Annotated in this window: 4 protein-coding genes; 3 read left to right on the forward strand and 1 reads right to left on the reverse strand. The window is 72.7% G+C overall.

Going from position 1 to position 13,844, the window contains the following annotated elements; translation table 11 throughout:
- Both ACIBEC_RS36220 and ACIBEC_RS36225 read left to right on the forward strand, forming a co-directional pair.
- Positions 1–8,631 (forward strand): amino acid adenylation domain-containing protein (locus ACIBEC_RS36220; RefSeq protein ID WP_396289851.1); only part of this gene is annotated, 8,631 nt, incomplete at its 5' end.
- A 354-nt stretch (positions 8,632–8,985) separates the two neighbouring features.
- A complete protein-coding gene (locus tag ACIBEC_RS36225) occupies positions 8,986–10,647 on the forward strand; it encodes an APC family permease (RefSeq protein ID WP_360503329.1) in 1,662 nt (553 codons plus the stop codon).
- A gap of 63 nt (positions 10,648–10,710) precedes the next feature.
- Here ACIBEC_RS36225 and ACIBEC_RS36230 read toward each other — a convergent pair whose 3' ends face one another.
- Positions 10,711–12,432 (reverse strand): FAD-dependent oxidoreductase, encoded by a 1,722-nt coding sequence (locus tag ACIBEC_RS36230; protein ID WP_396289854.1) that lies wholly within the window; start codon positions 12,430–12,432, stop codon positions 10,711–10,713.
- 207 nt (positions 12,433–12,639) lie between these two features.
- Here ACIBEC_RS36230 and ACIBEC_RS36235 point away from each other — a divergent pair, with 207 nt between their 5' ends.
- Entirely contained in the window at positions 12,640–13,815 is a 1,176-nt protein-coding gene (locus tag ACIBEC_RS36235; RefSeq protein WP_360503323.1) for a SchA/CurD-like domain-containing protein, read from the forward strand.
- Positions 13,816–13,844 lie beyond the last annotated feature (29 nt).

Below are 13,844 nucleotides of genomic sequence, written 5' to 3' on the forward strand. Positions count from 1 at the left end.
CTCACCCTCCACCCCGACCACCCCGCCTACGTCATCTACACCTCCGGCTCCACCGGCCGCCCCAAGGGCGTCACCATCCCCCACCGCGCCATCGTGAACTTCGCACTCGGGCAGATCGCCAAGTTCGGGATCGGCCCCGACTCGCGGGTGCCACAGTTCGCGTCACCGAGCTTCGACGGCGCGGCCTGGGAGATCTACGCCGCGCTGCTCTCCGGGGCCTGCCTGGTCGCGGCGCCGAAGGAGCGGCTGCTGTCCGCCAAGGAGCTGGCCGAGATCCTGGCCGAGCACCGCGTGACGCACGCCGTGCTGCCGCCGGCCGCGCTGGCGGAGCTGCCCGAGGGCGCACTGCCGGACGGCATGACCCTGGTGACCGCCGGCGAGGCCTGCCCTCCGGGTCTGGTGGAACGCTGGTCGGTCGGCCGCACGATGATCAACGGCTACGGGCCGACCGAGAACACCGTGGGTTCGGTGATGAGCGACGCGCTTTCGGGTGCCGTCGCGGCCCCGATCGGGCGGCCGCTGCCCAACACCCGGGTGTACGTGCTGAACGCGCGCCTGGAGCCGGTTTCGCCGGGCGTGGAGGGCGAACTCTACCTCGCAGGACGCCAGTTGGCCCGCGGCTACCTCAACCGCCCCAGCCTCACCGCCGAACGCTTCGTCGCGTGCCCCTACGGCGAGCCCGGCGAACGCATGTACCGCACCGGCGACCTCGCCCGCTGGACCGAGGACGGCCAACTTGTCTTCGCCGGCCGCGCCGACGAGCAGGTCAAGCTCCGCGGCTTCCGCATCGAACTCGGCGAGATCCAGGCCACCCTGGCCACCCATCCCGCCGTCGCCCAGGCCGCCGTCGTCGCCCGCGAGGACACCCCCGGCGACAAGCGCCTCGTCGCCTACGTCGTCCCCACCGCCACCGATCACCGCAGCGACGACGAACTCGCCGTCCGGATACGCCGGTACGCCGCCGAGCGACTGCCGGACTACATGGTGCCGTCGGCGACCGTGGTCCTCGACGCGCTGCCCGTCACCGTCAACGGCAAGCTCGACCACCGCGCCCTGCCCACCCCCACCTACACCACCCAGACCGACCGCCCCCCCACCACCCCGCACGAGGAAATCCTCTGCGCCGTCTTCGCCCAGGTCCTCGACCTGCCCCGAGTCACCCCCACCGACAACTTCTTCGACCTCGGCGGCCACTCCCTCCTCGCCACCCGCCTCGTCAGCCGCATCCGCACCACCCTCGGCATCGAGGTCGGCATCCGGACCCTCTTCGAACGCCCCACGCCCGCCGAGCTGGCGCGGCACCTGGAGAGCGGCCAGGCGGCGCGACCGGCGATCACCGCCATCGAACGGCCTGGGCGGGTCCCGCTGTCGTTCGCACAGCAACGCCTCTGGTTCCTGGGCGAGTTGACCGGGGCGAGCGCCGCCTACAACATCCCGATCGCCCTGCGTCTCACCGGCGACCTCGACCGGGAGGCCCTTCAGGCCGCCCTGGTCGACCTGATCACCCGGCACGAGGTCCTGCGTACCGTCTTCCCCGCCGGGGACGGCGATCCCCGCCAGCGGCTACTCGCACCGCAGGAGCTCGCCTTCGAGCTCACCGTCACCGAGTTCGCCAAGCACGACCCCACCGAGTCCGACCCCACCGAGCACAAGCTCACCGAGTCCGAGCTCGCCGAGGCGATCACCCGCACCGCCACCCGAGCCTTCGACCTCACCACCGAACTCCCCATCCGCGCCGAACTGTTCACCCTCGCACCGGACGACCACGTCCTCACCGTCACCATCCACCACATCGCCGGCGACGGCTGGTCCCTCGCCCCACTCGGCCACGACCTCTCCACCGCCTACACCGCGCGCCTCGACGGCCGGGCACCCGAATGGGAGCCCCTGCCCGTCCAGTACGCCGACTACACCCTCTGGCAACGCGACCTACTCGGCGACGACCACGACCCCGAAAGCCTGCTCAGCGAACAACTCACCTACTGGCGCGAGGCGTTGAGCGAGGTGCCCGAGGAACTCGCCCTCCCGTACGACCACCCGAGGCCGGCCGTCGCCACCCAGCGCGGCGCGACCACCGACCTGGTCGTCCCCGCCGAGCTGCACGCCGCCCTCACCGAGGTCGCCCGCAGCAACGGCGCCACCATGTTCATGGTGCTCCAGGCCGCACTCGCCGTCCTGCTCTCCCGCCTCGGCGCCGGACCGGACATCCCCATCGGCACGCCGATCGCCGGCCGCACCGACGAAAACCTCGACGACCTCGTCGGCCTCTTCGTCAACACCCTCGTCCTGCGCACCGACCTCACCGACGACCCCACCTTCGAAGAACTGCTCGGCCGCGTCCGCGAAACCGGCCTCGCCGCCTTCGCCCACCAGGACATCCCCTTCGAACGCCTCGTCGAAGAACTCGCCCCCGTACGCTCGATGGCCCGACACCCGCTCTTCCAGGTCATGCTCGCCGTACAGAACAACGCCGAAGCCGTCCTGGACCTGCCCGACCTGACCGTCACGGCACTGCCCACCGGCGCCCCGGCCGCCAAGTTCGACCTCCAACTCGACGTCAGCGAACAACACGACCCCACCGGCACCCCCGCCGGCCTCACAGCCCGCATCACCTACGCCACCGACCTCTTCGACCGGGCGTCGATCGAACTGCTCGCCCGCCACTGGACCCACCTCCTCGGCGTCCTGGCCACCGACCCCACCACTCCCGTCCACACCATCGACCTGCTGACCCCCGAGGACCGCCACCACCTCCTCACCACCTGGAACGACACCACCACCCACCACCCCGCCCAGTCACTCACCGCCCTCTTCGCGGCCCAGGCGGCCCGCACCCCCGACGCCGTCGCCCTCACCGACGAGGACCGGCAGCTCACCTACGCCGAGCTCGACACCCGCAGCAACCGCCTCGCCCACCGCCTGATCGCCGCCGGCGTCGGCCCGGAGAGCCGGGTGGTGCTGCTCGGCGAGCGGTCCGTGGAGCTGATCGTCGCGGTCCTGGGCGTGCTCAAGGCCGGCGGCACCTACATCCCGCTCGACACCCGGTATCCGGCCGCGCGGATCCAGCAGATCCTCCGGGAGAGCTCGGCCCGGGCGGTGCTGTCCGACGGCCGGCTCGGCCAGGACGTCGAACTTCCCGCCGGGGCCGTCCTGTTGAGCACGGACCCGGCGGCGGTGGCGGACTTCCCCGGCACCGCGCCGGCCGTCGCGGCGCACCCCGAGCAGGTGGCCTACGCGATGTACACCTCCGGCTCCACCGGCGTCCCGAAGGGCGTCATGGCGACGCACCGCAACGTCGCGGCCCTCGCCGCCGACCGGATGTTCCACCCGGTCGCGCACCGCCGTGTCCTGCTGCACTCCCCGCTCGCCTTCGACGGCTCCACCTACGAGCTGTGGGTGCCGCTGCTGTCCGGCGGCACGGTGGTGCTCGCGCCCGTCGGTGAGACGGACCCCGCGGTGTTCCGGTCGGTACTCACCGAACAGCGGGTGACGGGCGCGTTCTTCACCACCGCGCTGTTCAACCTGCTGGCCGAGGACGAGCCGGAGGCGCTGGCCGGCCTGGGCGAGCTGCTGACGGGTGGCGAGGCGGCCTCGCCCGCCGCGATGGCGGCGGTGCTGGCGGCCTGCCCGGACACCGCGGTGTCGCACGTCTACGGGCCGACCGAGACCACCACCTACGCCAGCGGGCACCGGCTCCCGGCCGCGCCGCTGCCGGTGGCGATCCCGCCGATCGGCCGCCCGTTGGACAACACGCAGGTCTTCGTCCTGGACGAGTCGCTGCGCCCGGTGCCCCCGCGGGTGGCCGGCGAGCTGTACATCGCGGGCACCGGCCTGGCCCGGGGCTACCTCGGCCGGCCCGGGCTGACCGCCGAACGCTTCGTGGCCTGCCCGTACGGCGAGCCCGGCGAGCGGATGTACCGCACCGGCGACGTGGTCCGCTGGACCACCGACGGCGAACTCGAGTTCGTCGGCCGCGCCGACGACCAGGTCAAGATCCGCGGCTTCCGCATCGAGCCCGGCGAGATCCAGGCCGTCCTCGCCGGCCACCCCGCCGTCGCCCAGGCCGCCGTCATCGTCCGCGAGGACACCCCCGGCGACAAGCGCCTCGTCGCCTACCTCGTCCCGGCCGCCAAGACGGCCGCCAGGACGGCCGCCACCGACCGCCACAGCGACGATGAACTCGCCGCCCTGATACGTCAGTACGCCGCCCAGCGGCTGCCCGAGTACCTCGTGCCCTCGGCGATCCTGGTCCTGGACGCCCTCCCGCTGACCGTCAACGGCAAGCTGGACCGCAGGGCGCTGCCCGTCCCCGCGTACTCGACCGGCGCCGGTCGGACCCCGACGACCCTCCGCGAAGAGCTGCTCTGCACCGTCTTCGCCGAGGTCCTGGGCCTGCCCTCGGTCGGCCTCGACGACAGCTTCTTCGACCTCGGCGGACACTCCCTCCTCGCCACCCGCCTCGTCAGCCGCATCCGCACCACCCTCGGCACCGAACTCCCCCTGCGCACCCTCTTCGAAGCACCCACCCCCGCCGCCCTGGCGCGGCGACTCGACACCACCACCGAAGCCCGCCCGCCGATCACGGCCACCCAGCCCCGGCCCGAAACCGTCCCGCTGTCGTTCGCCCAGCAACGCCTGTGGTTCCTCGGCGAGTTGACCGGGCCGAGCGCCGCCTACAACATCCCCACCGCGCTCCGTCTCACCGGCGATCTCGACCGCGACGCCCTCCAGGCCGCCCTTGCCGACCTGATCGCCCGCCACGAGGCACTGCGCACCCTCCTCCCCGCCGTCGACGGACGGCCCCACCAACTCGTCCTCCCCGCCGACCGGTTCGGCTTCCGGCTCACCGTCACCGAGACCTCCGAACCGGAACTGGCCGCCGCCCTGGCCCGCACCACCGGGCACACCTTCGACCTCGCGAGCGAACTCCCCATCAAGGCCGAGCTGTTCACGCTGTCGCCGCAGGACCACGTGCTCGCCCTGGCGGTCCACCACACCGCCGGTGACGGCTGGTCCTTCGGTCCGCTCGCCCGCGACCTGGCCACCGCCTACACCGCGCGCCTCGACGGCCGGGCACCCGAATGGGAGCCCCTGCCCGTCCAGTACGCCGACTACACCCTCTGGCAACGCGACCTACTCGGCGACGACCACGACCCCGAAAGCCTGCTCAGCAAACAACTCGCCTACTGGCAGCAGGCCCTGGCCGACATCCCGGCCGAGCTGGAGCTGCCCTTCGACCGGCCGCGCCCGCCCGTCGCCACCCAGCACGGCGCCCTGGTCGACCTGCCCATCGCCCCCGACCTGCACGCCGCCCTCACCGAGGTCGCCCGCAGCAACGGCGCCACCATGTTCATGGTGCTCCAGGCCGCACTCGCCGTCCTGCTCTCCCGCCTCGGCGCCGGACCGGACATCCCCATCGGCTCCCCGATCGCCGGCCGCACCGACGAAAACCTCGACGACCTCGTCGGCCTCTTCGTCAACACCCTCGTCCTGCGCACCGACCTCACCGACGACCCCACCTTCGAAGAACTGCTCGGCCGCGTCCGCGAAACCGGCCTCGCCGCCTTCGCCCACCAGGACATCCCCTTCGAACGCCTCGTCGAAGAACTCGCCCCCGTACGCTCGATGGCCCGACACCCCCTCTTCCAGGTCATGCTCGCCGTACAGAACAACGCCGAAGCCGTCCTGGACCTGCCCGACCTGACCGTCACGGCACTGCCCACCGGCGCCCCGGCCGCCAAGTTCGACCTCCAACTCGACGTCAGCGAACAACACGACCCCACCGGCACCCCCGCCGGCCTCACCGCCCGCATCACCTACGCCACCGACCTCTTCGACCGGGCCACGGTCGAGCTGATCGGTGAGCGCTGGGTGCGGGTGCTGACCGCGCTGACGGCGGCCCCGCAGGCCCCGGTCAGCACGGTAGCCGTGCTCGACGCCGAGGAGCGGCACCGGATCCTGAAGGGGTGGAACGACACCGCGCTGCCGGTGCCGCCGGTCACGCTGCCGCAGCTGTTCGAGGCCCAGGCGGTCCGCCGCCCGCTGGCCGAAGCCGTGGCCTTCGGCGAACAGCGCCTCAGCTACGGCGAGTTGAACGCCCGAGCCAACCGGCTGGCCCGGCTGCTGGTCGACCTCGGTGTCGGCCCGGAGTCGCTGGTCACGGTCTGCCTGGACCGCTCGGTGGAGCTGGTGGTCGCCCTGCTCGCGGTGCTCAAGGCCGGCGGCGCCTACCTGCCGATCGACCCCGACTACCCGGCGGACCGGATCGCCTACGTGTTCGGCGAGGCCGCTCCCACCGTGGTGCTGGCGTCCACGGCGACGGCCGGGGCCGTGCCGGGGACCGATCTCCCGGTGCTGCTGCTGGACGAGCGGGCGACCGAGCGGCGGCTGGCCGGCCTGGCGGACGACGACCTGTCGGACGCCCAGCGCCGCGCACCGCTGCTGCCCTCCCACCCGGCCTACGTGATCTACACCTCCGGCTCCACCGGCCGCCCCAAGGGCGTGGTGGTCCCGCAGCAGAACGTGGCCTTCCTGCTGGCCGGCACCGCCGACTGGTTCGACTTCGGCCCGGACGACGTGTGGACCTGGTTCCACTCCTACGCCTTCGACTTCTCCGTCTGGGAGCTGTGGGGTGCACTCCTGCACGGCGGCCGCCTGGTGATCGTCCCCTTCGAGACCTCCCGCTCGCCGCAGGCCTTCCTCGACCTGCTGCTCCGCGAACAGGTCACCGTCCTCAACCAAACACCCTCCGCCTTCTACCAGTTGGCTCAGGCCGCAACCCAGGAAGGCCCCCACGCCCCCGGCCCCGCCGACCCGGCCGACCCCGACCCCGCCGACCCTGACCCGGCCGACGCCGACCGGGCCCGGCTGCCGCTACGCACCCTGGTGCTGGGCGGCGAGGCGCTGGACGTGAGCCGGCTCGACGGCTGGTACCGGCGCCTGGCCGAGCGGGCCCCGGCCACGGTCAACATGTACGGGCCCACCGAGGCCACCGTCTGGGTCACCGGGAAGCCCGTCAACTCCCGTGGCAGCGCGCCGATCCCGTCGGCGGCCCGATCCGCCGGGGCGTCCGACGAGGCCGCCTCGTCGATCGGCCGCCCGCTCGGCAACTCCCGGGTCTACGTGCTGGACGCCGCCCTGCGCCCGGTGCCGCCGGGCGTGGCCGGCGAGCTGTACCTGGCGGGCGCCAACCTGGCCCGGGGCTACCTCGGCCGGCCCGGGCTGACCGCCGAGCGCTTCACTGCCTGCCCGTACGGCGAGCCCGGCGAGCGGATGTACCGCACCGGCGATGTGGTCCGCTGGAGCGCCGACGGGGAGCTGGAGTTCGTGGGCCGCGCCGACGACCAGGTGAAGATCCGCGGCTTCCGGATCGAGCTCGGCGAGATCGAGGCGACCGTCGCCGCCCATCCCCGGGTCGGCCAGGCGGCCGTCCTGGTCCGCGAGGACACCCCGGGCGACCGGCGGCTGGTCGCCTACGCGGTCCCGGCGGACGACGGCGCCGACCTGCCCGGACAGCTCCGGCAGTTCCTCGCCGACCGACTGCCGGACTACATGGTGCCGTCCGCCGTCCTGCTCCTGGACGCCCTGCCGCTCACCGTCAACGGCAAGCTCGACCGGCGGGCCCTGCCCGCCCCGGCGTACGGCACGACGACGGCCGGCCGCGCCCCGGGCACCGTGCAGGAGGAGATCCTCTGCGGCATCTTCGCCGAGGTGCTGGAGCTGCCGCGGGTGGGGGTGGACGACGGCTTCTTCGAGCTCGGCGGCCACTCCCTGCTGGCCGCCCGCCTGGTCAGCCGGATCCGCGCGGTGCTGGGCGTCGAGGTGGGCATCCAGACGCTGTTCACCGCGCCCACCGTGGCCGGGCTGGCGGAGCGGCTCGGCCTGCCCGACACCCGCGAGGCGCTGGGCCTGCTGCTGCCGCTGCGCACCACGGGCAGCCGGGAGCCGTTCTTCTGCGTCCACCCGGTCGGCGGCCCGAGCTGGTGCTACTCGCCGCTGGCCAGGTACCTGCCGACGGACTACCCGCTCTACGGCCTGCAGGCCGCCGGGCTGGACGGCGGCGGTGAACTGCCGGGATCGATCCGGGAGATGGCCGCGCAGTACGTCGAGCGGATGCGCGCCGTCCAGCCCGCCGGGCCGTACCACCTGCTGGGCTGGTCCTTCGGTGGCGTGGTGGCGCAGGAGATCGCCACCCAGTTGCGGGAGGCCGGTGAGCGGGTGGCCGCCCTGGTGCTGCTCGACGCCCACCTCCCGACCCGCCCGGCCGCAGGCGCGGAGCCGGCCGAGGACACCGAGCCGGAGGGGTTCGAGGAGCTCATCGACCAGAGCACGCTGTCCATCGAGCTGACGGCCGAGGAGCTCGCGACCGCCTCCCGGGTGATCGCGAACAACTTCCGTCTGCTGCGGGCGCACCGCCCGCGCCGCTTCGACGGTGACGCGCTGCTCGTGTCGGCCCGGGACGACCGCGGGCGGGGCGTCCCGCACCGGGACGTCTGGACGCCGCACATCACCGGCGACCGCACCGAGCACCCGCTGGACTGCCGCCACGAGGACATGGCCCGACCCGACGCCCTGCGTCAGGTCTGGGACCTCACCGCGGCCTGGCTGGCCGGTCGGGACGCCACCGCCTGACGCACCCCCGCACCCCCGCAGCCGCGGTGACCGACGCCGAAGAAGCCGGCCCGGTCACCGCGGCTGCCGCCTTCCCGCGCATCACTATGCGGGGATCGCCATTTCCATGAATCACCGAGGGTGTCCATATTGCAGGCTCGCGGAGCGAAGCTCAATCGACGCTCAAATCCTGGACCTACCCACAGGTAACGTAACAGACAACTGAACAGAATGCCTCCTACCAGCACGGATATCCGGCAAAGAAAGTAAACATTCAGTAATGAAATCTGTGCAGAGGTCTATGAATAGCCCTACTGTGTGGCAACTCTCCGCGCTCCGCCCACCCCGGAGCCCCCACACACAGAGAGATCGCCAATGGCTTCCCTCAACCAGATCTCGCCGCCCGGGCAGAGCACCGGCCCCGAATCCGGCACCACCACCCGGTCGCTCAACCGCTCCATCGGCCTCGTCGGCCTCATGTGGGCCTCGGTCGGCTCGATCATCGGCTCCGGCTGGCTGTTCGGCGCCAAGAACGGCGTCGTCGCCGCCGGACCGGCGGCCGTCATCTCCTGGGGCATAGGCGCGGTCGCCATCGTGCTCCTCGCACTGGTGCACGCCGAGCTCGGCGGGCTCTTCCCCGTTGCCGGCGGCACCGCGCGCTACCCGCACTACGCCTTCGGCGGCCTGGCCGGCATGTCCTTCGGCTGGTTCTCCTGGCTCCAAGCCGCCACCGTCGCGCCGATCGAGGTCGAGGCGATGATCGGCTACGCGAAGGACATGCCCTGGGCCAGTGGGCTCCAGAACACCAACGGCACCCTCACCACCAGCGGGTTCATCGTCGCCACCCTGCTGATGGGCGTCTTCGTCGCCGTCAACTTCCTCGGCGTGAAGGCCCTCGCCCGGACCAACACCGCCACCACCTGGCTGAAGATCTTCGTCCCGCTGTTCACGATCTTCATCCTGGCGATCACCAGCTTCCACGGCTCGAACTTCACCTCGCACGGCTTCGCCCCGTTCGGTGCCAAGGGCGTGCTCGCGGCGATCAGCTCCAGTGGCATCATCTTCGCGCTGCTCGGCTTCGAGCAGGCCATCCAGATCGCCGGTGAGAGCCGCAACCCCAAGCGCGACATCCCCCGCGCCGTGCTCGGGTCGGTCGCCATCGGCACCATGATCTACACCCTGCTGCAGGTCGTCTTCATCGGCGCACTGCCGGTCAGCGCCTTCGCCAACGGCTGGGACAAGCTCGACTTCCCCGGCATCGACGGCCCCTTCGCGGGTCTCGCCACCCTGGTCGGCCTCGGCTGGCTGGCCTGGATCCTGAAGGCCGACGCGATCATCTCCCCCGGTGGCACCGGCCTGATCTACACCACCTCCACCTCGCGCATCTCCTACGGCCTGAGCAAGAACGGCTACGCGCCGCAGAAGTTCGAGCACCTGGACAAGAACGGCGTGCCGTGGTTCGGCCTGATCATCTCCTTCATCACCGGCGTGATCTGCTTCCTGCCCTTCCCGAGCTGGCAGGAGCTGGTCGGCTTCATCACCTCCGCCAGCGTGCTGATGTACGCCGGCGCCCCGCTGGCCTTCGGCGCGCTGCGCCGCCGCCTGCCCGACCGTGAGCGCTCCTACCGGCTGCCGCTGGGCGGCGTGATCTCCCCGGCCGCGTTCGTGGTCTCCAGCCTGATCATCTACTGGTCCGGCTGGCACATCCTGTCCCGCCTGGGCATCGCGATCGTGCTCGGCTACCTGCTGCTCGGCGGCTACGCGGTGTACGCGATCAAGAAGGGCCTGGCGAACGCGCCCCGGCTGAACTGGAAGGCCGCCCAGTGGCTGCCGGTCTACCTGCTGGGCCTGGGCCTGGTCTCCTGGCAGGGCGGCTTCGGCGACGGCACCGGCCTGATCCCGATGTGGTACGACATGGCGCTCGTCGCGGTGTTCGCGCTCGGCATCTACTACTGGGCGATCCGGGTCGCCCTGCCGGCCGAGGAGATCGAGCGTGAGGTCGCCGACGTCGAGGTGATCGACGCGGGCGGCCACTGACCCCGCCCCCGACCACCAGGAAGGGCCCGCCGGTCGAGCGACCGGCGGGCCCTTCCGCATGCCTCAGAGGCCCAGCACCGTCCGCAGCACCGTGCCCAGCTCGGCCTCCGGGTCCAGCGCCGGACCGGACGAGCGCCACGCGACGAAGCCGTCCGGGCGGACCAGGACCGCGCCCTGCGGGCCGATGCCGTGCAGGGCGGCGAAGTCCGTGCCCGGCTCCGGGGCCAGGTCGTCCTCGGCACCGTCGCCGATCCGGAAGGCGTCCAGCGGGACGGCCAGCTTGTCCGCCGCCCGCCGGGCGCCCGCGTGCCAGGCCGCGCCGTCGGGGCCGGTGAGCAGCACCATCGCCTGCTCGTACAGGTCCAGCGTGGAGAGCTTCACGCCCGCCCGCCGCAGCCACTGGTGCGGGGCGCGGCTGCCCGGCTCGCCCGCCGACTCGAACTGCTCGGGGACGACGGCGCCCGCCCGGTCGGTGCCGATCACCGCGCCGACCGGGTAGCGGTAACCGAGCGCCACCGCGAGCACCCCGGCCTGCCGCCCGACGCCCGGCACCACCGCGTAGCCCGGGTGGCTGTGCTCGGCCGAGCGGGCCGAGGCACGCTCGCTGGTCACCTGGGCGACCGGGCGCCGCTCCTGCCCGTACGTCTCCAGCAGCCGCGGCCCGGCCCAGCCGCACAGCACGGCGGCCACCTTCCAGGCCAGGTTGTGGGCGTCCTGGATGCCGGTGTTGGAGCCGAAGGCGCCGGTCGGGGACATCTCGTGGGCGGAGTCCCCGGCGAGGAAGACCCGCCCGGCGCCGTACCGCTCGGCCACCCGTTCGGCCGCGTGCCAGGGCGCCCGGCCGGTCACCTCGACGTCCAGCTCCGGCAGACCGACGGCGGTGCGGATGTGCCGCTCGCAGCGCTCGTCGGTGAAGGCCTCCAGCGGCTCGCCGTGCTCGGGGTGCCACGGCGCGTGGAAGACCCACTCCTCCTGGTTGTCCACCGGCAGCAGCGCGCCGTCCGCCTCCGGATTGGTCAGGTAGCAGGCGATGAAGTGCCGGTCGCCGACCACCTCCGCCAGCCGCTTGGCCCGGAAGGTGATGCTGACGTTGTGGAACAGCTCGCCCTTTCCGGTCCGGCCGATGCCCAGCCGTTCCCGGACCGGGCTGCGCGGGCCGTCCGCCGCGATCAGGAACTCCGAGCGCACCACCCGCTCCTCGCCGCTCTCCCGGCTGCGCAGCACCGAGGTCACGCCGTCGGCGTCCTGCTCGAAGGAGACCAGCTCGGTGCTGAACCGCACGTCCCCGCCCAGGTCGCGGGCCGCCCGCAGGAGCACCGGCTCCAGGTCGTTCTGGCTGCACAGGCACCACGAGCTGGGGCTGAACCGGGCCAGCCGGCCGCCCGGGTCGATCTCGCGGAACAGCCACTCCTGCTCGGCGCCGGTCAGCGAGGGCGCCTGCAGGATGCCGTGGTTGGGGGCGAGGATCGAGGCCGCCTCGCGGATCGCCGGCTCGATCCCGGCCACCCGGTACAGCTCCATCGTGCGGATGTTGTTGCCTCGGCCGCGCGGGTGATGCGAGGTGTCGGCGTGCTTCTCGACCAGCAGGTGTCCGACCCCGAGCCGGCCGAGGAAGAGTGAGGCCGACAGCCCGACCAGCGAGCCGCCCACGATCAGGACCGGCACCCGGTCGTCGATCTTCGGATTCATCAATTGCTCCACCCTGTCAGGGGATCCGGCGGCCCGAAGACTGGGCTCCGCGCCGCCCTCGACGGGCCCGCTCAGCCGGGGGCCCCGCTCTTCCATCCCCCGCCCGGGGCCCCCTGTGCCGCTCCTTCGCCCGGATGGCCCGCAAATCTCGCGCCGCACCCTGTGCGCCGCCCACGATCGACCTCAGGCCTGGCGCCGACCGCCCGGGCCGACCGCCGTCGCACCGCCTTCCCACGCCGGGGAGCACCCGCCGGGCGCGGCCGACACGGCCCGCAGCGTGCGGCCAAGAGCAGAAAGTGGATCATGACAACTCTGTCCGAACCCCAGCCGAGGCAGCAGGCCGAGTCCGACACCCGGTTGCGGGTGGTACTGATGCTGGAGATCCAGGACGGCGCCCAGCAGCGCTTCCTCGACGTCTACGAACAGCTGCGCCACCAGGTGGCCTCGGTCCCCGGCCACGTCAGCGACCAGCTGTGCCAGTCGATCAACGACCCGCGCCAGTGGCTGATCACCAGCGAGTGGGAGGACCAGGAGACCTTCCTGCAGTGGGTGGACAGCCCGGCCCACCGCGAGATGGTCAAGCCGATGCACGGCTGCGTCAGCGACAACTTCCGGTCACTGCGCTACGCCGTCCTGCGCGAGACCTCGGCGGCCGGCACCACCGGCACCCGGGCCCCGATGGAGGTGCCGCCCGGGCTGCCGCCCACCACGCCCGCCGGCCACGTCGGCCCGCCGAAGGCCGAGCCGGGCCCGGACGGTGTGGTCCGCCACGCGCTGACCTTCACCGTCAAGCCCGGCAGCGAGCCCGAGGTGGCGCGGATCCTCTCCGGCTACGCCTCCCCCAGGGCCGAGGTCGACGAGCACACCCGGCTGCAGCGCACCTCGCTGTTCATGCACGGCAACCGGGTGGTGCGGGCCGTCGAGGTGGTCGGCAACCTGGGCGACGCGCTGCGCCACGTGGCGATGCAGCCCGAGGTGCGGGCCGTCGAGGAGGCGATCAACCCGTACCTGGAGGAGGCCCGCCAGCTCGGTGACCCGCAGGCCGCCCGCGCCTTCTTCGCCAAGGCCGCGCTGCCCGCCACGCACCAGGCGATCGCCAGCTCCCCAGCCTCCGGACGGCTGCACCGGCACGCCGTGCTCTACCCCATCCGTCCGGGCCACGGGCGGTCCGTGGCCGAGCTGCTGGCCGAGCACGACAACATGGCCACCGCCGACCCGACCGGGCCGGTCGCGGCGGCCACCGTCTTCCAGCGCGAGGACGTGGTGGTGCGCCTGGTCGACCTGCGGGTTCCGGCCGAGGCCGACCCGGCGGCCGCCCTCGGCGTGGCGGACGACCAGGAGGCGGCCACCCTCGCCCGGCTGCTCGACCTCGGCCCGCAGGGCGACTTGCGCACCGTCGCCGGGCTCAGCGCGTTCCTCGCCGCCCGCGCCATGAACCCGGTCACCGACCGCCGCTCGAGCGACCCCCGCGACAACTGACGCTCCGTCAACTCCCGACTGCACCGGAG

Origin of the sequence: Kitasatospora sp. NPDC051164, assembly GCF_044455625.1 — a bacterium.
Classification (GTDB): domain Bacteria; phylum Actinomycetota; class Actinomycetes; order Streptomycetales; family Streptomycetaceae; genus Kitasatospora.

What these genes read in the sequence shown, in the direction of transcription:
- ACIBEC_RS36230 (WP_396289854.1), bottom strand. Translation starts at nt 12,432, where the DNA reads ATGGAAGAGCGGGGCCCCCGGCTGAGCGGGCCCGTCGAGGGCGGCGCG.
- ACIBEC_RS36225 (WP_360503329.1), top strand. Translation starts at nt 8,986, where the DNA reads ATGGCTTCCCTCAACCAGATCTCGCCGCCCGGGCAGAGCACCGGCCCC.
- ACIBEC_RS36235 (WP_360503323.1), top strand. Translation starts at nt 12,640, where the DNA reads ATGACAACTCTGTCCGAACCCCAGCCGAGGCAGCAGGCCGAGTCCGAC.